This window comes from Kribbella sp. VKM Ac-2571, assembly GCF_004362255.1.
Classification (GTDB): Bacteria; Actinomycetota; Actinomycetes; order Propionibacteriales; family Kribbellaceae; genus Kribbella; species Kribbella pratensis.
In genome coordinates, this window is the sequence record NZ_SNWS01000012.1 from 1 (window position 1) to 19346 (window position 19346).

At 64.8% G+C, this 19346-nt stretch carries 15 protein-coding genes and 5 pseudogenes; 9 read left to right on the forward strand and 11 right to left on the reverse strand.

Annotated elements, in window-relative coordinates; translation table 11 throughout:
• Nucleotides 1–187: 187 nt before the first annotated feature.
• Genes EV651_RS24975 through EV651_RS24985 form a run of 3 tightly spaced genes read right to left on the reverse strand, consistent with a single transcriptional unit; the run spans nucleotide 188 to nucleotide 2375 of the window.
• Nucleotides 188–652, reverse strand: a complete 465-nt coding sequence (locus EV651_RS24975; protein ID WP_133787690.1) for an SRPBCC family protein — start codon at nucleotides 650–652, stop codon at nucleotides 188–190.
• Nucleotides 653–680: 28 nt separating this feature from the next.
• Nucleotides 681–1055, reverse strand: a complete 375-nt coding sequence (locus EV651_RS24980; RefSeq protein ID WP_133787691.1) for a nuclear transport factor 2 family protein — start codon at nucleotides 1053–1055, stop codon at nucleotides 681–683.
• A 30-nt stretch (nucleotides 1056–1085) separates the two neighbouring features.
• Nucleotides 1086–2375 (reverse strand): NADH-quinone oxidoreductase subunit D, encoded by a 1290-nt coding sequence (locus tag EV651_RS24985; RefSeq protein WP_238157201.1) that lies wholly within the window; start codon nucleotides 2373–2375, stop codon nucleotides 1086–1088.
• Nucleotides 2376–2431: 56 nt separating this feature from the next.
• Between EV651_RS24985 and EV651_RS43335 the strand changes: the two genes are divergently transcribed.
• Together EV651_RS43335 and EV651_RS24995 are read left to right on the forward strand one after the other, a co-directional pair.
• A complete protein-coding gene (locus EV651_RS43335) occupies nucleotides 2432–2944 on the forward strand; it encodes a GNAT family N-acetyltransferase (protein ID WP_370353302.1) in 513 nt (170 codons plus the stop codon).
• A 1119-nt stretch (nucleotides 2945–4063) separates the two neighbouring features.
• Nucleotides 4064–6829, forward strand: coding sequence for a LuxR family transcriptional regulator (locus EV651_RS24995; protein ID WP_133787694.1), 2766 nt, complete (start codon nucleotides 4064–4066; stop codon nucleotides 6827–6829).
• Between the two features lie 321 nt (nucleotides 6830–7150).
• Here the strand turns inward: EV651_RS24995 and EV651_RS42540 are convergent.
• Nucleotides 7151–7489, reverse strand: a pseudogene (locus tag EV651_RS42540) (IS30 family transposase); the annotation flags it as partial.
• Here EV651_RS42540 and EV651_RS41525 point away from each other — a divergent pair.
• A pseudogene (locus tag EV651_RS41525) lies at nucleotides 7473–7622 on the forward strand (IS256 family transposase); the annotation flags it as partial. The pseudogenes EV651_RS42540 and EV651_RS41525 sit on opposite strands and share 17 nt — an antisense overlap.
• 174 nt (nucleotides 7623–7796) lie before the next feature.
• Here the strand turns inward: EV651_RS41525 and EV651_RS43340 are convergent.
• Entirely contained in the window at nucleotides 7797–7919 is a 123-nt protein-coding gene (locus tag EV651_RS43340) for a hypothetical protein (protein WP_370353304.1), read from the reverse strand.
• Nucleotides 7920–8085: 166 nt separating this feature from the next.
• Between EV651_RS43340 and EV651_RS25005 the strand changes: the two are divergent.
• The 6 genes and pseudogenes from EV651_RS25005 (at nucleotide 8086) to EV651_RS25020 (ending at nucleotide 13940) form a co-directional block, all read left to right on the forward strand.
• Nucleotides 8086–9367 (forward strand): annotated as a pseudogene (locus EV651_RS25005) (IS256 family transposase).
• Between the two features lie 29 nt (nucleotides 9368–9396).
• Nucleotides 9397–10657 (forward strand): annotated as a pseudogene (locus EV651_RS25010) (IS3 family transposase).
• Between the two features lie 374 nt (nucleotides 10658–11031).
• Nucleotides 11032–11163 (forward strand): hypothetical protein, encoded by a 132-nt coding sequence (locus EV651_RS43015; protein ID WP_255512239.1) that lies wholly within the window; start codon nucleotides 11032–11034, stop codon nucleotides 11161–11163.
• Nucleotides 11164–11516: 353 nt separating this feature from the next.
• Nucleotides 11517–11633, forward strand: coding sequence for a hypothetical protein (locus EV651_RS43345; RefSeq protein WP_370353306.1), 117 nt, complete (start codon nucleotides 11517–11519; stop codon nucleotides 11631–11633).
• A 226-nt stretch (nucleotides 11634–11859) separates the two neighbouring features.
• On the forward strand, nucleotides 11860–12657 hold the full coding sequence (locus tag EV651_RS25015) for a hypothetical protein (protein ID WP_133787695.1): 798 nt from the start codon (nucleotides 11860–11862) through the stop codon (nucleotides 12655–12657).
• Nucleotides 12657–13940 carry a hypothetical protein gene (locus EV651_RS25020; RefSeq protein ID WP_133787696.1) on the forward strand — a complete coding sequence of 428 codons (1284 nt, stop codon included), beginning with the start codon at nucleotides 12657–12659 and terminating at the stop codon, nucleotides 13938–13940. Before EV651_RS25015 ends, EV651_RS25020 begins: the two co-directional genes overlap by 1 nt.
• 266 nt (nucleotides 13941–14206) lie before the next feature.
• Here the strand turns inward: EV651_RS25020 and EV651_RS25025 are convergent, their stop codons facing one another.
• From EV651_RS25025 to EV651_RS25045, 6 genes and pseudogenes are all read right to left on the reverse strand, one after another.
• On the reverse strand, nucleotides 14207–14632 hold the full coding sequence (locus EV651_RS25025) for an MBL fold metallo-hydrolase (RefSeq protein ID WP_238157174.1): 426 nt from the start codon (nucleotides 14630–14632) through the stop codon (nucleotides 14207–14209).
• Nucleotides 14633–14770: 138 nt separating this feature from the next.
• A pseudogene (locus EV651_RS42550) lies at nucleotides 14771–15312 on the reverse strand (transposase); the annotation flags it as partial.
• Between the two features lie 674 nt (nucleotides 15313–15986).
• Nucleotides 15987–16535 (reverse strand): RICIN domain-containing protein, encoded by a 549-nt coding sequence (locus EV651_RS25035; RefSeq protein WP_133787698.1) that lies wholly within the window; start codon nucleotides 16533–16535, stop codon nucleotides 15987–15989.
• Nucleotides 16536–16879: 344 nt separating this feature from the next.
• A complete protein-coding gene (locus EV651_RS41530) occupies nucleotides 16880–17032 on the reverse strand; it encodes a hypothetical protein (protein WP_166658768.1) in 153 nt (50 codons plus the stop codon).
• A gap of 523 nt (nucleotides 17033–17555) precedes the next feature.
• The gene (locus tag EV651_RS25040; RefSeq protein ID WP_133787699.1) at nucleotides 17556–18143 is read right to left on the reverse strand and encodes an RICIN domain-containing protein; all 588 of its coding nucleotides are present in this window, start codon (nucleotides 18141–18143) and stop codon (nucleotides 17556–17558) included.
• 339 nt (nucleotides 18144–18482) lie between these two features.
• Nucleotides 18483–19118, reverse strand: a complete 636-nt coding sequence (locus EV651_RS25045; RefSeq protein ID WP_133787700.1) for a TetR/AcrR family transcriptional regulator — start codon at nucleotides 19116–19118, stop codon at nucleotides 18483–18485.
• Between the last annotated feature and the right edge of the window lie 228 nt (nucleotides 19119–19346).

A 19346-nucleotide genomic window follows, 5' to 3' on the forward strand; every position in this document is an offset into this window, starting at 1 on the left:
CCAATCCCCGAACACCTACGAAACCCTCTACCCCGCTACGCTCCCGTCAGCGGCGTAAATCCACCACCGTGTCCACGAACCGGGGGTAAGGCCCGCCCTGTCGTGCCACGGGTCCCCGCCGAGCAGCGAGACATCACCGGCATCACCGCGCAGCAGACCGAGCAGGACGCGGATGGTGGTCTGACCGCTATCGAGCTCCCGTATCTTCGATGTTCTCGGTGTCCTTGGCCAGCTTCTGGAAATCGGCCTCGGCTACTCGTTTGATCGGCAAGAGCTGGTACCGCTTCATCTGACGTCGCACGAACCAGCCCAGGAGCGGGCTCAGCCAGCGGACCCAGCCCTTTAGCCGTATATGGCCATCCACGGTAAAGAGGGTGCCGGCGGGAATGCACTCGAACCGATTGCTGAACCATGCGTTGTAGCGGAGCTTCAGCTCCCACAGATCAATCCGGCCCGGGGGCCGGACGTCCATCGTGTTGACGACCATGCCTTCCCGATGCGTTACTTCGACATCCACCTGCGTGCCTTTGTGCCACAGCAGCCGAACGTGCGAGATCGTCGGGAAGATTTCAGGCCACCTCGAGTAGTCGGCGTACAGAGCACACACCATCTCCGGCGGCGCAGCGATCATGATCGAGACCGTTGCCCTCATGACGTGATCAGACTCGTGATGATCCGACTCACCCCTCGCGTTCGAGGATGCTGCGCATCGCGTCGGTCAGCGCCATCAGGCCTGACAAGGGACGAATCATGACCATGAGCTCCCGGACGGAGCCGGAGTCGTCGAGCATCACGAAGTCACACCCGTCGATGTCCTTGTCACCGACCCGAGCACGGAAGGTCAGCGCCTCACCCATCCCATCAGGTGTCGCAAACTCGTGCACGTAACGGAAGTCCTCGAACACCCCAGCAACGGCTCCGATGACGGCGCCGGCGGACTCACAGCCGCGATACGCTCGATGGACGACAGGACTCCGGAACACGACGTCGTCCGACAGCAACTTGATCACGCTGTCGATGTCGCGAGCCTCAATTGCACTGCGAAATTCTGACATCGATACTCCTCTTGCTCTGGACCTCATCGGTCAACGGTCGACGCCACCACAGACGGGATCGATGCTGGCGAGCGCAACGATGAAATCCGCGACCTGGCCGCCGATACACATGATCGGAACGGACTGCAGATTGCTGAACGACGGATCGCGCATGTGCGCGCGATACGGATGGGTGCCGCCATCCGAGACGAGATGACAGCCTATTTCGCCACGCGGCGATTCGATGCTCCTGTACACCTGGCCGGCTGGTACCCGAAAGCCTTCGCTGACGAGCTTGAAGTGATGTATCAGCGCCTCCATCGACTCGCCCATGATGTGCCGGACATGGTCTGCCGAGTTGCCCAGGCCGTCGACGCCGATCGCGAGCTGCGCCGGCCAGGCGATCTTCTTGTCCGCCACCATCACCGGTCCGGCTTGGTCCCCCAGACGCCGAACGCATTGTTCGAGTATCCGAAGCGACTGCCAGATCTCCTCCAATCGGATCCTGAACCGCCCGTAGCTGTCCGCAGTGTCCCAGGTCGCGACGTCGAAGTCGTAGGTGTCATAGCCCCAGTAAGGCTGGGTTCTGCGTAGATCCCAGGCGTAGCCAGTCGACCGGAGGACAGGGCCGGTAACTCCCAGCGCCATGCAGGCCTCGAGCGACAGGTAACCGACGTCGCAGAGGCGCGCTCGGAACGTCGGATTTCCATTACAAAGTGCGGCGATCTCCGGGATGTGCTTCCGCAGGGTGACCACCAACTCGTCGAGTTGATACAGCGCCCCAGGGGGCAGGTCCATCGCCACACCCCCGGGCCGCACGTACGCGTGGTTCATCCGCAGGCCGGTGACTGCTTCCAGCACATCCAGGCATCGCTCCCTCTCACGCATGGCGACTGTCATCACAGTTAGTGCCCCGATCTCCAGCCCTCCGGTGCCGATAGCAACCAAATGGGAGGTGATCCGGTTGAGCTCCATCACCAAGATCCGCAGATCAAGGGCGCGCTGAGGAACGTCATCCTCAATTCCGAGCAGAGCCTCGACCGCCCTCACATATACAGCCTCGTTGAACAGGGGCGCGACATAGTCCATGCGCGTGCAGAAGGTGACCGCCTGCGTCCATGTCCGGTACTCCATCGACTTCTCGATTCCGGTGTGCAGGAAGCCGATTGCCGGCCGGACGTCGACGATGGTCTCGCCTGACAGTTCGAGGGTGAATCGCATCGGCCCATGCGTCGAAGGATGCTGTGGCCCCATGTTCACTATGAGTGTGGCGTCATCGCCGAGGACGCCGGCAACGAACGACTCCCACTGACCGACGTCACCGAGGTCGACGGACTTCATAGAAGACATGAACCACATGGTACATAGTGATTCCGGGTTCCGCCACATGCCTAACAGTGCGCTCGCCAGCCAGTAAACCATCTGGTACATTGCGGCAAAGTTGGCCGCGACGAGTAGGAGTAGCGTTGTTCGAGTTCCACGATCTCGGCGCCGGAGACCACCGCTGGACGGAGGCTTTTCCGGTCCTCGCCGAGTTGCGACCGCATCTGACGCTTGACACATTCCGCGCAGTTGCCAAGGAGGCTGAGCCGGAAGGCCTCAGGTTCACGGTCTGCTTCGAGCCGGGTGGGCCTGTCGGCGTAGCCGGCTGGCGGGTGATGACCACGACCTATTCGGACCGGAAGCTGCACATCGACGACCTGGTGGTGGCCAGGAGCCATCGCGGGCATGGAGTGGGATCAGCCTTGCTCAGCCATCTCCGCGGCCGAGCGGTAGAGCTGAGGTGCACTGCGATAGACCTGGACAGTCGGGTTCACCGCCATGACGCCCATCGCTTCTATCTCCGCGAGCGATACGACATCAGCGCCCATCACTTCCTGCTCGAGCTCGGTCATCAGCCGAGCGAGTGAGTGCCCAGAAGGCCGGGACGCTCTTCCAGTAGACCGACAGCCTGCGACGCCTGCCGGGATCCGTAGGGATCACTCGCGTCTCGGTACAGACCAGCGTCTGCCCTCGCAAATCACAGAATCGAAAGTCGATGGCGACCTTCACCCACCCCCGGTCAACCGAACGCGAGGAGTGCTTCACAGTTCAGGTGCGGACCGGATGAATCGCTGACCCATCGTCTGCCGATCCGCCGGCCAGCGCATAACGAGGTGCGTCGAACCGAAGGATCGGAACTGGCACTGACCCCAGCAAGGTGCCAGTCATGCGGATACCCGCCGTCGGCGGAGTCGCGCCGGAGCCGTATGGATCGCCATCAGGGCCCGAAGGATCTTGAGCTCCACCATCGGCAGGAACACTAACGCCTGCCACACCGCGTCAGCCGGTGCATCTATCAGCCGGGCATGAAACTCGGCGAAGTCGGCGCATGGAACCAATTCGTCGATCTACATCACACCCCTACCTATGATGTACCATCTGGTTCAGTGTTGGTGTGGAGCAAGATCCTTCCTCGGAGGAAGTGATGACTGGCGAGTTCATGACGGTGCGGAGGCGTCCCTGCCTTCCGATGGCAGTCAGGAATCTGAGAACCTTGGACCGCGTCGACTACGAGGATGCCGTCGTCAGTCTCTGCTCACCTGTTGGTCGTGAAGATGCCGTCCAATGGGCGCGCTGCGTCCTCGCCGAGAGGCCCCTGACCACCCCTGGGCACCTGCTCACCGCCGGGCTCCTCCTGGGCTTGCGAGTGAACCCGCTCGCGCGGAACCGGATTGCCGGTTGGGCGATCACGCGCTGTACGGCCCACCGCGTCGTCTTGGCAGCACATTCGCCCATCGGTATCCACGGTGAACTGGTTTTCGCACAGCACCAAGGCCGGTGGTGGTTCGGGACCATGGGGCAGCTCGACAACCGTGCAGCCCGCACGACTTGGGCCACCGTAGCTCCGGCACACCGTGAGCGCGTAGAAGCTCTGCTTCAGGACGCGGGCCTAAGAGGCCGGCAAAGAGACGATTGTCAGAAGGGGTTGGGCCGTGAGGATTCGTGACGTGCCGCATCGTCATCGGCACGAGCAACGAGACGGGACCATGCAACAGCCCGCCGCAGCCAGCGAACGTGATGACCGCGCGCCTGAGGACCGCGCGTCGAAGGTGTACGGCCGGCGGCCTGAGCTGAACAGAATCGACCATCTTCTCAGACGAGTCCGCGGCGGACGCTTCGACGCGCTGCTGCTGAGTGGTGAAGCCGGCATCGGCAAGTCAACGTTGCTGAACTATGCGGCGGAACAAGCGGCTGACATGTTGGTCCTCCGAGTATCCGGTGTCGATGCTGAGAGCCAGCTCCCATTCGCAGGGCTGCACGGCCTGCTCCATCCGGTCTTCGACGAGATCGACAGGATCCCGGAGAGTCAGGCCACCGCGCTCCGTGGAGCACTTGGCCTGTCGCCGACCGCCCACGACAACCAGCTCTCGATCTCGGGGAGCACCGTGAGTCTTCTGTCGATGCTCGCGGAGCATCGGCCAGTTGTCTGCCTGGTCGACGACGTGCAGTGGCTGGACGCCGCGTCCATCAACGCGCTCGGATTCGCGCAGCGGCGACTCGGGGAAGATCGAGTGGCGATGCTTTTTGCTCTCCGTACGACGGATGGAGGCGCGGTCCCCTGTCCCTCAGCGTTGAGCACCCTCGAAGCTCTGCCGCTGAAGGCTCTCGACCAAGGAGCCGTTGACGCGATCCTGAACGACCGACCTGAGCTTCGTGCCGACGAGCAGCTGCAGCGGGCCATAGCTACCGTCGCCGCCGGCAATCCACTTGCGCTCGTGGAACTGACCGGAGACGACAGCTCAACCGGAGCCGGCGGCACACCAGGGATCTCGCTTGGTCTGCGTCTCGAACGCGTCTGCCTACGCAGAGCGGAGGCTCTCGCGCCATCGGTACGACGGCTCCTGCTGGTGACGGCCGCCGAGGACTCAGGAGAACTCGGAGTGATCCTGGAAGCCGCTCGGCAGCTCGGCGCCTCCCTGCACGAGCTGGCTCAACTCGAGCGTCTCGCTCTTGTTCAAGTAGTCAAAGATCGCGTGCGATTCGTGCACCCACTGATCGGCTCCGCGGTCTATCAGGCTGCGGCCTTCCATGAGAGGCAGGAGGCCCACGTCGCGCTCGCTTCGGCTCTGGCCGATCACGATCAGTCTCGCAGCACGTGGCATCGGGCGGCCGCTGCCGTGTATCCAGCTGAGGGCGTGAGCGAAGCGCTGGAGACCCTGGCCAGGTCCGCTCGGCGCCGAGCCGCGTTGACCACCGCCGCCGCCGCACTCGAGCGTGCAGCGACGCTGACCGCCGACTGGAGCCGTCGTGGTCGCCTTCTCGTCGAGGCCGCAGAGCTCAGGTGGGAACTGGGCTCCGCGCCGGATGCAGAGCATCTTGCCGAGAAGGCCGCGGTAGCCGACCACGAGTTGGAGGCGCGCGTGGCGCATCTGCGTGGCCGCATCCTGGTTGCTAGAGGTGCCGTCCTCGACGGCTACGAGCTGCTTACCAGCGCGGCAACACGCGCGACCGAGCACGATCCGAGCCGCGCAGCGTGGATGATCGCGGACGCCGCGCGCGCTGCCTCCTACGGTGGGGATATCGGCCGTCAGGTCGCGGCAGGACGTCTCACGGACGCCATCGATGCCGCATCTATCCTGCCCGCGGTGATGCTCACAAACGGCGTCGCTACGCTGCTGAGTTCAGGGATTGACGCGGCTGCGCCGCTGCTGCGCTCAACAATGGATGCTGTGGCTGAGGACGACGATCCTGCTCGCTGTCTCTGGGCAGGGACCGCGGCTGCCTACCTAGGAGACCTGCAACAGGCCCGCTCGTTCGGCGTGATCGCGGCCTCCGGTTTTCGCGCGACTGGAGCCCTAACGAGTCTGGCTCAGGCTCTCGAGTTGTTGTCAGTGGCCGAACTCGCGGATGCGCCCTTGAAGGCGGAAACCGCAGCCTTGGAGGGTCTGCAAGTTGCTACCGACTCCAAGCAGGTTCCGTCGATCGCGGTGCATCTCAGCACCCTCGCCACAGTCAGCGCATTGCGAGGTAATGAGGAACACACGGTGGATTGCGCCGCTCAGGTCTTCGAAATGTCCGCCCGGCACGGCCTGGCGTACCCCGAGGCCCGTGCGATGGCTGCACTTGGACTACTTGATCTAGCCCTGGGCCGCCCGCAACGAGCACTCGATCGTCTCGATCAACTCGATCGCAGTGCGCGGCACATCGGCGTGTCTCTGGCGTTTGCTGCCGACCTTGTCGAGGCCGCCGTACGGGCAGGCCAACCCGAGCGTGCGAGAGCCGCCCTCACGAGGCTCGAAGAGTGGTCCTGTTCATCAAGATCCCCATGGGCCCACGCACTGCTCGAGCGGTCGCGGGCACTTTTGGGTGTTGGTGCAGTGGCTGAGGACGGCTTCGTGCGAGCGCTCGAACTGGAGATGACACACGGGCCTGCTGTCAGCCGAGCGCGCACTCAACTCTTGTTTGGAGAGTTCCTCCGACGCGAACGCCGGCAGACAGAGGCACGCCAACATCTGAGAGCCGCGGCAGAAACTTTTCGCGTGTTCGACGCGGGCCCGTGGGCCCGGCGAGCGGAGGCCGAGCTCCGCGCTACGGGAGAGTCTGTTCGACGGCGGCACGTCGCAGAACTGAGTCACTTGACGCCGCAAGAACGCCAGATCGCCAGGCTTGTCGCCACCGGGATGTCATCGAAGGAAGCAGCTGCACAACTCTTCCTCAGCCCGCGGACGGTCGACTACCACCTCCGCAAGATCTTCGCGAAGACAGGCATCGCATCGCGGACCCAGCTCCGCGACCTGGACCTGGCTGGCTGACGCGCAGGCGATATTCAGGATGCCGTGCGCACCCTCATCGGCGCACGATAGGCAGGTGCCACCTGTTCGGGCGTCTCGCCCAGGCGTACTGATGAAGCGCGATCACGATTTCGTGGAACAGCAACAGTTGTCGGGCCTTCACCGTTGCCCGCGGTCGAGCTGCGACGACCTGCCTCACTTGGCCGTCGCCACGGCCCAATCCCCTGCACGGGCCGTCAGTTCCCGGGGCGCCAAACCCACCCGGCGCCCCGGGAACACCAGGAACCGACAGCTGATCAGCAAATCCAGGGACATGAAGCAACTGTCACGACGGTTGAAAACTCACCCCCTTGCGGCGGGGCGGGTTCTAGTCAACGTCGCACACGGATGCGTCGCCGACGCTAGCAGTGCGGTGAAGAGCTCGGCGGGTAGTCGCCGATGACACGGCGGGGCGCGATGGTTGATCTCGTTCTCGACGGCGCGCAGGTGTTGTGGGGTATGGATCCTGAGGTCGGTGCCTTTCGGGAAGTACTGGCGCACGAGGCCGTTGGAGTTCTCGTTCGAGCCGCGCTGCCAGGGTGAGTGGGAGTCGCAGAAGTAGATCGGTGCCCCGAGCGTCGCCGTGATCGTGGTGTGGCGAGTCATCTCGGCGCCCTCGTCCCAGGTGATCGAGCGCAGCAGCGCCCGTTTCGTGACGCGGACGTGGGTCGAGGAGTTGGCGGCGTCCGGCGCGTTGGAGGCGCCGTTCGCGAGGATCGATGCCGGCGAGATCGAGCTGACCGGTGACGGTGGGCTGATCCCGGGGCTGATCAAGGTAGGCCCGAGCGCGCTCGCCTACCCCGACCGCATCAACCCACACCTATAACCACCGAACAGGACCACCACTGACCCAGAAACCTTGACAAGCCCCGACTGCCACGCACCGAACCCAGACGTCAGATCACGCCACGGAGCACCGGTCCGAACCGCCACGCGATCGCCTCCAGCGTCAGCCGGTGATCGTTCCACGGACGACCCGGCGACCCACATCCGACGGCAGCACCGGCTCCACGACCGCCCACAGCTCGTCGGAAATCACACCCGGACGAAGCACCACTCGATCATCAGCCACCCACCCACGCCGATTGAACCACCCCGGGTTTGATGCACACCTCCTTCGTTGGGAAGGTGGCATCCATGCCGAGGAAGTACGACGAGCAGACCAGGGCCAAGGCGGGGGACTGTAAGAAGTTCGGTGTAACTCCCCGATCGTGGGAGTAGATCTGATGACCGAGATGATGTCTGACGTGGAGCACGCTGAGGAGCCGAGGCCCGTGCCGGGGCTGGATGGCCTGGACGAGCAGCTGGTCGAGCAGTTGGTGGGCCGGGCTCGGGCTGGTGGGCTCCAGCTGAGCGGCGAGGGCGGGTTGCTGCAGCAGTTGACCAAGCGGGTTCTGGAGTCCGCGCTCGAGGGTGAGATCACCGATCACCTGGGCTATGACAAGCACGACCCGGCCGGGCGCGGGACGGGGAACTCGCGTAACGGTGTGCGGTCCAAGACCGTGCTGACCGATGTCGGCGAGGTCGAGATCGATGTGCCGCGGGATCGGGAGGCGAGTTTCGAGCCGCGGATCGTGGCGAAGCGGCAGAAGCGGTTGTCGGGTGTGGACGAGATGGTGATCTTGTTGTCGGCCAAGGGGCTGACGACCGGTGAGATTTCCGCGCACCTGGCCGAGGTGTATGGCGCGCAGGTGTCGCGGCAGACGATCTCCACGATCACCGACAAGGTGGTCGAGGGGATGGTGGAGTGGCAGAACCGGCCGCTGGATGCGGTGTATCCGGTGCTGTTCATCGACGCCATCCACGTCAAGGTCCGCGACGGGCAGGTGTCGAACCGGCCGATCTACGTCGCGTTGGCGGTGACGTGCGAAGGGCACCGCGACATCTTGGGGTTGTGGGCCGGTGACGGCGGTGAGGGCGCGAAGTACTGGCTGCACGTGCTGACCGAACTCAAGGACCGTGGCGTCGCGGACGTGTTGATGGTCGTGTGTGACGGCCTAGCCGGGCCTGCCGGACGCGATCGGGACGGTATGGCCACGAGCGATCACCCAGACCTGCATCGTGCACCTACTCCGCAACAGCTTCCGCTATGCCGGCCGGCAGCACTGGGCCGCCATCGCAGCCGTCCTCAAGCCCGTCTACACCGCGCCGACCGAGGCCGCCGCCAAGGAACGCTTCGCCGAGTTCGCCGAGGCCTGGAGCGGGCATTACCCGGCGATCGTCAGGTTGTGGGACAACGCCTGGGCCGAGTTCGTGCCGTTCCTGGCCTTCGATCCCGAGATCCGCAAGGTGATCTGTTCCACCAACGCGATCGAGTCCGTGAACGCCCGGATCCGCCGCGCGGTCAAGGCCCGCGGCCACTTCCCCAACGAACAAGCAGCGCTCAAGTGCGTCTACCTCGCGGTCATGAGCCTGGACCCGACCGGCACCGGCCGCAAACGCTGGACCATGCGCTGGAAACCCGCACTCAACGCCTTCGAGATCGCCTTCGACGGCCGCCTCGCCGCCGGACGAAACTAACCCTCTTCAACCCGAGTTACACCGTTCGTTTGACAGTCCCCAAGGCGGTCCGGTTGGTGACCGAGCACCGGAGTGATTACGCCAGTGAGTGGGAGGCGATCACCACGGTCGCGGGCCGGCTCGGGATGACACCGGAAACGCTGCGCCGGTGGGTTCGCCAGGCAGCGGTCGACGCCGGTGAGGTTGATGGGGTGTCGACGGCGCAGGTGCGGGAGATCCGGGAGTTGAAGCGGAAGAACGCCGAGCTGGAGCAGACGATCGAGATCTTGAAGGCGGCGACGAGTTTCTTCGTGCGGGAGAGCGACCCGCGACAGCGGTGATCTGCCGGTTCATCGCCGAGCACAGGGCTCGGTTCGGGGTCGCTTCGATCTGCGCTGCGTTGAGCGCGCACGGCTGCCAGATCGCCCCGAGGACCTACTACGCCTGGGCCCGGCGGGCGCCGTCGAAACGTGCTCTGTGGGAGTTGGCGGTGACCGAGGTGCTGGCCGGGTACTACGAACCCGACGAGCACGACCAGCACCGTCGGCGGGCGCCGGAGTCGCTGTACGGCTCGTTGAAGATGTGGGCCCACCTCAACCGGCAAGGCTTCGAGGTGGCGCGCTGCACGGTCGAGCGGCTCATGAAGGCCAACGGCTGGCGGGGCGCGACCCGCGCGAAGAAGCCACGCACCACGGTCCCGGATCCGGCCGCGGACCGGGCACCAGACCTGGTCAACCGCCAGTTCCGGGTGCCGGCACCGAACCGGCTGATGGTCGCGGACTTCACCTACGTGCGGCTGGCCGGCGGCGCGTTCGCCTACACCGCGTTCGTGATCGACGCCTTCGCCGGCTTCATCGCGGGCTGGGAGAGCTCGATGTCCAAGCACACCACGTTCGTCGAACGCGCCATCAGACAGGCTGCCGAACTGCGCCTCAGAGAAGGGAAACCTCTGCAAAACAAGACGATTCACCACTCGGACGCAGGATCGCCCAATATACCTCGCTGCACTTCACCGAGACCCTGCAACTGCACGGTCTCAGCCCCTCGATCGGGACCGTGGGCGACGCCTACGACAACGCCCTGGCCGAGACCACCATCGGGCTCTACAAGACCGAATGCGTCCGCGACGACTCCCCCTTTCGCCGCGGACCACTGACCGGCCTCAGCAACCTCGAGGCCATCACCGCCGACTGGGTCCACTGGTACAACACCAGCCGGCTCATGCACCGCCTCGGCCGACGCCCACCCGCCGAAGCCGAGGCCGACTACTATGCACAAACCCGAGACGACCGACCGGTCGCACTCACATAACCGAGGGTGCATCAAACCCGGGACGGTTCAAAGGGTCCACTGCTGGTCCGGATCGTTGGCACAGTCCCACTGGATAGCAACACTACGTCTTTGGAACCGGTGGGGCTGCTCACGGGCTCGGCTCAGTGCCTGTGGGTGGAGATCCGCCACGTCGCTGCCTACCCGCTCGAGCTGCCCGAGTTCGTTCATGAGTGTCTCCTCGAAGTCGGTCCGAGCGCAGATCGGAGCGATTGACGAGCCCGGTACAGACGAGAACTTGCGGTCCCGGGGGCAGGTTGAGGGCTTCGGCGATCTCGGTCTGGCTGAGGTCTTCCCACCAATAGATCACAATGACGTTGCGCTCAGCCCGCCCGGTTCTGTCGGACCTTGTCCCGGTGCCTGCGACGGATGAGATTGATGGCGATGTCGTCGAGCCGGGGCAGCGCGTGGTCCGCCGATCCGACGTACCGATGGCGCCATTCGAAGGCGAGCAGGAAGGTTTGACCGAGAAGATTCTCGGCCTCTGATCTCCCGGACCGGCGAGCGAGGCACCGGTGAAACTCGACCGCGTACCGATCGAACGCCTCCGGGTCACGAGGCACGCAAGACCTTCGCAAAGAACTGGCGTCGCCCGTTGTGCACGACTGCAGAACCTGAAGCTGACGAACGGCAACCGGCTATTTTGCGGATGCCAACGCCACTCGAGCTGACTCACCATGACGCGGGTGCGATGTCGATGGCGCCGTTGCGGCGCGGTCGCGGAACACGCCCAGAGCGCTGTCGGAGAAGAGGACCTGTACGAAGAGAACGCGGTTCATCACAACGTCGAGCGTGGCGGGTTTGGTCTTGATCACCAGCGTTGGTACGTGGCTATGAAGTAGTGAACGTCAACTGCTACAAGGTTCTGGCGATTCCGGGCGGCAACACGACCCCGGGCGTCCAGGCAATCCAATGGAACCGCGCCGACGACCCGGATCAACAATCGTGGCTCTTCTGACCTCCCGTCAATGCGGGTACTGGGTTGAGCAGCAATCTCAGAACACTTCGGCGAGGAAGGATTTGGATGAGTATCAGTCGGATCATGAACGCCCGCAGGCCCTGTCCCACACCACCGACATTGTGGTTCCTGCTCGTGAATCGTCCGTGCACAACCTCCGAGAGGATCGGCAGATTGTTGCCGGCCTTGTGCGGACAGAGTTCCGTCCAGCAGATCGGGGATTGGGATGAGTGAGCAGGACACAGGCAAGTCAGCCTTCGGGCCAGCGTTCGTGGCGTCCTGCATCGTTGTGGGTGCGGTGCTCGCCTGCGGCGTACTGATCCTGGTGAGCGGCAGGACCTCGGACCGCTCCGACACCGCATCATCCAGCGGGACGGCGTCCTCCGCGGCGGCTCGCGGTTCGGCGGAGGTGACGGCGACCGTGCCCAGCAGCTCCGGGGGCGCCGAGCCTGTCTCCAGGTCGACCACCGGTTCCGGTCGGGTGACCGGGAAGGGATGTGGACTGCCGGATGGGGATCAGACGATGCCGACCAAGGCGCCGGCTGTCGACAGCTGGGAGGTCAGTCGGCGGGTCGTCGTACCGCGGTCGAGCGCCTACGGACCGGCCCGGATCGATGCCGACGGCTTCCGGCGGTGTTTCGCCCACTCGCCGACGGGCGCCGTGTTCGCGGCGTACAACGTGGTCGCCGCGCTTGCCGACCAGCGACAGGTGCTCGCGACCGTCCAGAAGCTCATGGTCCCGGGCGTGAACGCTGACGCATTGATCCGCGAGCTGCGCAAGGAAGAACCTGCGGATTCGTCCGTCACCCAGGTGGCCGGTTTCCGGCTCCTCGACGCCGGGCGCGACCGGGCGACCGTGATGGTCGCCGTGCCGGTTCAGACGGGTTACATGAGCCTCACCTTGACGCTCGTCTGGTACGCCGGCGACTGGCGGGTGCAACCGCCGCCGCCCGGCGAACCGGTCGGGGTGCCGTTCTCGCAACACCGTGATCTCGGCGACTTCGTGGCTTGGAGTGGTGTCTGATGTGTGGACCGGCCGATCTGAACTGCCACGTCGTCCACGGGTTCAGCGAGGTCATCGGCGACGCCTTCGACAAGGTGGCCCAGATGATCGGCGACGGTGCGATGGAGGCCATGAACGGCGTTGCCACCATCTGGATCGACCAGCCCACGCCGGAGGTGGTGAACAACGCAAGCGGTGCTCATCCGACGAACACCGCGATCGTGAACTTCCTGCAGGGCAACGTGCTCTGGATCTCGGCGTCGATCTTCACGATGGCGGTGCTGGTGGCGGCTATCCGCACTGCATGGGAACAGCGGGCTCAACCGCTCCAAGATCTGTTGAAGGCAGTATTGATCTTCGTCGCGGTCAGTGCGGCAGGCACGGCGACACTGCAGTTGCTGGTCGAGTCGTCGGATTTGCTGGCCGAGCACATCATCAAGTCCGTGCATCCGGATAACAGCACCTTGGGGCGCGAACTCGGTACGCTGATCATTCGGGCCGGCCTGTCTCCGGTGACGTTCGACCACGCGGCGAGCCTGGTTGTGATGCTGGCCGGCGTGTTCGCGATCCTTGCCGGGCTCGTCCAGGTCGTGCTGATGCTGATCCGGTCCGCGATGCTGATCCTGCTCGCGGGCACCTTCCCGCTTGCTGCCGCCGCGACCAACACCGAGATCGGCCAGAACTGGTTCCAGAAGTACTGCGGCTGGACGCTGGCGTTCGTCGCCTATAAACCGGCCGCGGCCCTGATCTACGCCGCTGCGATGAAGATGAACGAGGACGGCTTCGGCGGGTCCGGCAACGGCTTCGTCCAGACCGCGACCGGAATGATGATGCTGATGCTCGCGATCTTCGCACTGCCCGCGCTGCTCCGGTTCATGGTTCCGTTGACGTCTGCAGTTGCGGCCGGGAGCGCCGGGATGGGGATGGCGGCCGCTGGTGCTGGTGGATTGGCGACCGGAGCGGTCAATGTCGGGCGGGCGGCCTTCGGGGGCGGGTTCGGCGGCTCAGGCGGTGGCGCGCCGAGTGCTGGCAGCGCGTCAGGCGCGGTGGGGGTCGGCCCGATCGGCATCGGCCTGGCCGCCGCCGGCGCGGCGGTCAACGGCAGCCAGAAGGTGGCGGAAGGAGTGGCTGGAGCGGCCGCGCCCTCGACTGGAGAAACCGGCGGTGGGTCGGTGACACCGGCGACTTCCTTCGGCCCGATGCCAAGCGGCGGGTCCCGCTCGTCCGGCACGAGCTCGAGCGCGCAAACCAGCTCCGCTCGTGTGTCGCAGGAGCCCGAGGGGCCCAGCGGCAACTGGTGGTAGGCGGCCGGTCCACGACCATCTCCAAGATGCTGCGCCGCCGCCGGAGTGACGAGCTCTTGGCTACGGGTCTTCAACGGGCAAGACCGACGCACGAGGGCTGGTTGGCTGGAGTTCGGAGGTGGACCCGTCGCTGCTGGCGGAGCCTTTTCATCAGGCAGGCGCCCCAAGTCTTGCCAACAACTAAGCTGTGCCAGACCGACCGCGACGGACCCAGCGTTGTGGGAGTCGTCCAGCGGCCGGAGGTCAGGACTGGTGGGTGGAGTCAGTCAGGTAGCTGTCGATGACATGCTGCAGCCCTGGACCGTCGAACGACTCAGCGTGGCCGGCGTGGCAACGCCGCACAGGTAGCTCCCGAATACGCTGCATCGATCTGCGGTAGCTCCCGGGCTGCCTTCGTCGATCAGTTCGTCGTCGTAGACCGTGTCGCCGGAGAACAAGACTCGGGTCGCTTCTTCGTACGGAGCTATGCCACCAGGGCTATGGCCGGGAACATGCAGGACGGTGAAGCTACGATCGCCGAGATCGACGAGGACCTCGTCGTCCAGGTACCGAGTGACGGTCGCCGGTGTGAGCCGGTAGTCAGCCTGATCGAACGCCGGGTCCGGAAGAGCCGTGATGAGAGTGTCCGGCAGCTTCAGATTCTCGCGCTGCAGGCCACCATGCTCGCAAGGCAGGCCCGTTGAGGGATCCACGTCCTGGAGTCGAGACGGGTTTCGCTCGCCTGGGCCCAGTAGTCGGTGAACTGTTGGGCTGATCCCATGTGGTCGAGATGGGCCTGGGTGAGAACGAGCACGGGGTGGGGACGAACAGAGATGGCAGGGGCCTTACCCCGATCGGGCTCGCGGTTCCCGCAGCGCCCAGCCCGTGCGCAGACACGCGACCAAGCCTCGCGTGAGCGCGCCACGCCCCTCGATGAACAGCGACTGGTAGATGGCCTCATGACTGACGCGCATGAACTCATCATCGGGGAAGTCGACCCGGGGCCGGAGGGAGATCTGTTCCGGGCTCCACGCCGTCGCCCATCGCCTGTCCTGCCGGTGCGGCTTTGTTCAGCCCTTTCCAGACAGGGGTCTCCGGGCCCGCAACGCTCGTGCCGTCGGGTCGGCGGACGCTCCCATCCAGCCGCTCCTGCACATACTCACGAAACCTGTCGTCGTTCACGAGCTTCGCTGCCTTCGGGCGCTTCCCTGCCTGTTGCGCTTTCCACCGCGCCACCACGGCCCGGAAGACCTGCTTGCCGCCACTGGTCGCCGAGTTGCGACGGAGCTCGCAAGAGACCGTGCCGGGGTCGCGTCTGATCCGGCGGGGACTCCCACACGCCGACCTCCCTAGCGCGCAGCAGCGCGATCTCCTTCCGCTCCGCGAACCACAACTACCGATCCGTGGGCTCGTCCAAGCTGATTTGCGGCATGCCGCCAGCGTGACCAGCGGGCCTCGACCGGCCATGACACACCAAGGGACTCAGCGGCCTGGACCGTCGTCACACCCGACGGGACTAGCCTCCAGAACTCACGCTGCACCGCGCGGGGGCTCAGGCCGGCCCGGTGAACGCATCGGCGGTCGCATCGCTCGATCCGCCGCCCACTGCCGCCGCGCACCCGCCGACCCACCTGGCGACGCCTCCGGCAACGGCTTCTTCCTCCGCCCATCGCAAACCTCCGTGCTCGAGCTGGTGCGACAACCGATCGAATCCGCCCAGTCTCGGACACAGTGGACCGCAGGTTGGCCGACACTCGCTACGCGCTCCTCCTGGACCACGTTCTGCCGCAGAGCTGAGTCGTCCGATTGGAGACCAGTTCCGAAGCGGCAGATGCTCTTGGTCAGACGGCCACCAGTTTGCGAGCCGCGGTCGGGCACCGTGGCTTGCCAGATCGTCACCATCGGGTGCCGTTGCTGGGTGCAGCACCTCGAAGTGCTACACCCAGCAACGGCGTGGATTCGCGTTCACAACACCTGCTGGACAGGTTCCGTTCCTGTCCGACCTGTTGAGCCCAGACCGTCCCCGTGCGCTGGCTCACAGGTCGGCACGAACCAGCCAGGCAAGACTCAGCGCGCCGTCCATTGTTGATCAGGATCGTTGATGCAGTCCCATTGAATCGCCTGCGTCCCGTTCTGGGTGTTGCCACCGGGGATGGCTAGACACTTGCCACTCCACACATTCTTCAGTCGGTACACGGGTACACCGTTCTCGATCCAATCCAGCCGCACGAACCAGTAGTTCGCCCAAGCGTCCTCGTTGCAATCCCAGATGACTGCCGGAGCGCCGTTGGACTGGCCACCGCCGCTGATGCCGGCGCATCGATGACTGGCCGAGTTCACGATCCAGTAGCGGTCATCGTTCTCCCCTTGCACGTCGACCTTCTTCACAAACTTCCAGTACTGGTCCTCGGCGCCGTCATACCCCCACTGGACGACCTTGGAGCCATTATCGAAGCCCATTGTCGAGAGGTACTTGCCGGTCTCGGCATTCCCGATGTTGACGTAGTAGTCGGCCACATCCACACTGGCCGACCCCGCCTCAGCGGCCGGGGCAACAAACGTCGACGTGAGCGCGACCGCGCTGGCCATGAGCACCGCGAGCTTCCGATTCCTCATCAAAACGCCTGTTCGCAAGGGACCTCCTGAATAGATGTACCATCTGGCACATGACGTGGGACGGAGCTTACGCCCGACCGGCGGCGACGCCTATCCCCTGTCTCACGACCAGCGAGCACAACTCCTGCGACCGCGGTCAGGCCGCCTGATCGCGGCGTTCCGCCCATAACATCGGGCATCCCGGCGACCTCTCCCCCTGGCTCCTACGGATCGGTTGTCCGACGCCGCACATCAACGTGTGTACGCGCGCACCAGACCAGGACGTTCACCTCGGCGCGCGGAGGCCCGCGCCTCCGATGCGTAGCGGGCCGGTCGCACCGCGAGGATGCGCTCGAAGTGGCGGGTTAGATGGACTGATCATAGAAGCCCACCTCGGGAACGACGGCGCCAACCGGCGATCGCGCGAGCAGGATGCCGGCGGCCTGGTCGAGGGTCAGGCGAGCCGTCAGCCGAGCATCCAACAGGTCGCGAAGATGATCGGCCACGCCGTCGGGCACCGTCGTCCTCGGTTGAGTTTGAGCACACAGAGGTGGTCTTTGACGCGCTCGACGATCAGGGCCAGCCCGCTCTGCGCCTCGAACTCCTCACCCCGACAGGCAAGAACGCCATGAAGCTGGATGCGTGATGCCGCGGATCCAAGTCCGGCTCGCCCCGGCTGCGCGGCGAGTTCCCGCGGCACCAGCACGACGAGGTTGAATGTTCCTCTGCTGGGACGGCCGGTTCCGCATCGACCTCGAGGGACGAGACCCGGTCATGCTGGAGCAAGTCGACGCCTTCGTGATCCCCGCGGGCGTCGGCCATCGGCCAGTGGCAGACGAGATCGCGCACTGTCTTCTCGTCGAGCACCCCGGAAACCAGGCAGTACGGCGACCTCGACATCCCGGACCACCGAATCTGAACGTCGCAGATGAGACCAGCTCTCATCTTGCCTCGTCCCGCGCCGACCGCCGACGGGCCGATCCCCCACGCACGAGGCGATCGGCAACCACAGCGCTCACGCATGGGGGCAGATCTGAGGGACTACCCGAGGAGGAGGTGCCACTGCTGATCTGGATCGCTGATGCAGTCCCATTGAATCGCCTGTGCTCCTACGGTGGGGTTGCCGCCGGCAATCGCCAAGCACTTCCCACTCCAGACGTTCTTCAGCCGATAGACAGTCAGGCCTGCTGCATTGGTTTCCGACCGGACGAACCAGTAGTTGGCCCAGGCGTCATGATTGCAGTCCCACTGGATAGCGGGGGCACCGTTGTACATTGCGCCGCCGCTGATCCCGGCGCACTTGCCGCTCCAATCGTTGACGATGAGGTATCTGTCGTCCGCTTCGCCGGGGGCGTCGACCTGCTTCCAAATGTTCCAGTACTGGTCGCGGCCGCCATCCCAGCTCCATTGGATCACCGGCATGCCGTTGTCGGCCCCTGATCCGAGCGACAGGAACTGATTCGACTCGGAGTTGAGAATGTTGAGATCGTATGCGCGAGGGATCGCCTGCACCGCCTCCTTCGCTGCCTGGGCCTCACCAGCCGGAACCAGCAGCGAAACCATCGCGACAGCGACAGTGGCGGCAATCGCGGCCGCCTTGCGCGTCCTCACAGCAACCCGAGTCCGCATCGGATCTCCTTTACGTTCGTACCATTCGGTACATGCAGTTTCGCGGGTAGGTTACTGCACCCTCGGCCGCAACGCCAGAACCGGCGACCTGGCAGGCCTCGTCAGGAAACGCCGAGCCCGTCGCCCGGAGGAAGCACTGACACCGAAGCCCCAGACCTGGCCGCGTCGATGGGCTGCCGGCCTCCGGCCGGTTTCGACGCTCCACACTCAACCTCACTACACCAAACACGCCTCAGAGCGTCCTCCATCTGCGAGGCGATGCCGGTCGCCATATCCGTGGAAGCCCGCCAGCAGAGCCGGGGCGGCTGGTCGGTCGCGTCGAGTAGGCCTGTAGCCGAGCTACTCAGATGGACGAGGCGCAGTCCACGATGCACTCATGCGAGCAATCTGCCGCACGGGACTTGGCTCGCGGAAGCAGAGCCAGTCCCACATCGCCATCGCCTGGTCCACAGCCTTGCGGTCGCGGGTCAGAAGAAGATCATGGAGGAGACCGCGAGCAACACCGAGGTTGAGTCGGGCATGCACCTTCGCCTGCGCGGGCTTGAGATGCGCGCCGGACCACATGCGAGCGAGCGCTTCGACCCACATCTCCACGTTCGGGATCCGCAACGCTGCGGAAGGATCTTCTCCTCGCATCGCGCGACTGGCGAGTTCGAAATACAGCGGCGCATAAAAGTCCGCGATGTCAGCGATGTGACTCCAGAACTCCCAGGCCAGCTCGCGTCCAGGCCGGTCGTGCCGGTTCAGCATTTCCGTCAGAGTGTCGCGCTCAGCGCGCTCCAATTCACCGACGACAGCCTCCAGCAATCCGTCGCGGGAATCGAAGTAGTAGATCAGCATCCGGTGGCTGGACCCGATCTTGCTCGCGATCTGCCTCAGACTGGCATCGCCGATGCCATTGGCCGCGAAGTATTCGATCGCCAGGCGCAGGAGCCGCTCGCGGCCACTCTCAGTCGCCGAGGTGCTGATAGACATACCTTACGGTACGTCCTGCGCAGCGTCGGGGTCGATCAGGCTCGCGGCGACCAATTGTCACCACAACGCCCGTCTCGGCGATGACCGAAGCCCTGCTCAGGGTCGACTCGGGAGTTGTGGGTCGACGAGCCGCGGAGCGCCCCCGGTCGACCACGACTCGCGCATCCACCTGGTCGATCGTGCTGGCCTCCGTGTACCATCTGGTTCATGACGGGTAAGATGAACGCT

Bases quoted from the DNA above. Each gene is read 5' to 3' on its own strand.
- EV651_RS24975 (WP_133787690.1), bottom strand. From the start codon at position 652: ATGAGGGCAACGGTCTCGATCATGATCGCTGCGCCGCCGGAGATGGTG.
- EV651_RS24980 (WP_133787691.1), bottom strand. From the start codon at position 1,055: ATGTCAGAATTTCGCAGTGCAATTGAGGCTCGCGACATCGACAGCGTG.
- EV651_RS24985 (WP_238157201.1), bottom strand. From the start codon at position 2,375: ATGAAGTCCGTCGACCTCGGTGACGTCGGTCAGTGGGAGTCGTTCGTT.
- EV651_RS24995 (WP_133787694.1), top strand. From the start codon at position 4,064: ATGCAACAGCCCGCCGCAGCCAGCGAACGTGATGACCGCGCGCCTGAG.
- EV651_RS25015 (WP_133787695.1), top strand. From the start codon at position 11,860: ATGAGTGAGCAGGACACAGGCAAGTCAGCCTTCGGGCCAGCGTTCGTG.
- EV651_RS25020 (WP_133787696.1), top strand. From the start codon at position 12,657: ATGTGTGGACCGGCCGATCTGAACTGCCACGTCGTCCACGGGTTCAGC.
- EV651_RS25035 (WP_133787698.1), bottom strand. From the start codon at position 16,535: ATGAGGAATCGGAAGCTCGCGGTGCTCATGGCCAGCGCGGTCGCGCTC.
- EV651_RS25040 (WP_133787699.1), bottom strand. From the start codon at position 18,143: ATGCGGACTCGGGTTGCTGTGAGGACGCGCAAGGCGGCCGCGATTGCC.
- EV651_RS25045 (WP_133787700.1), bottom strand. From the start codon at position 19,118: ATGTCTATCAGCACCTCGGCGACTGAGAGTGGCCGCGAGCGGCTCCTG.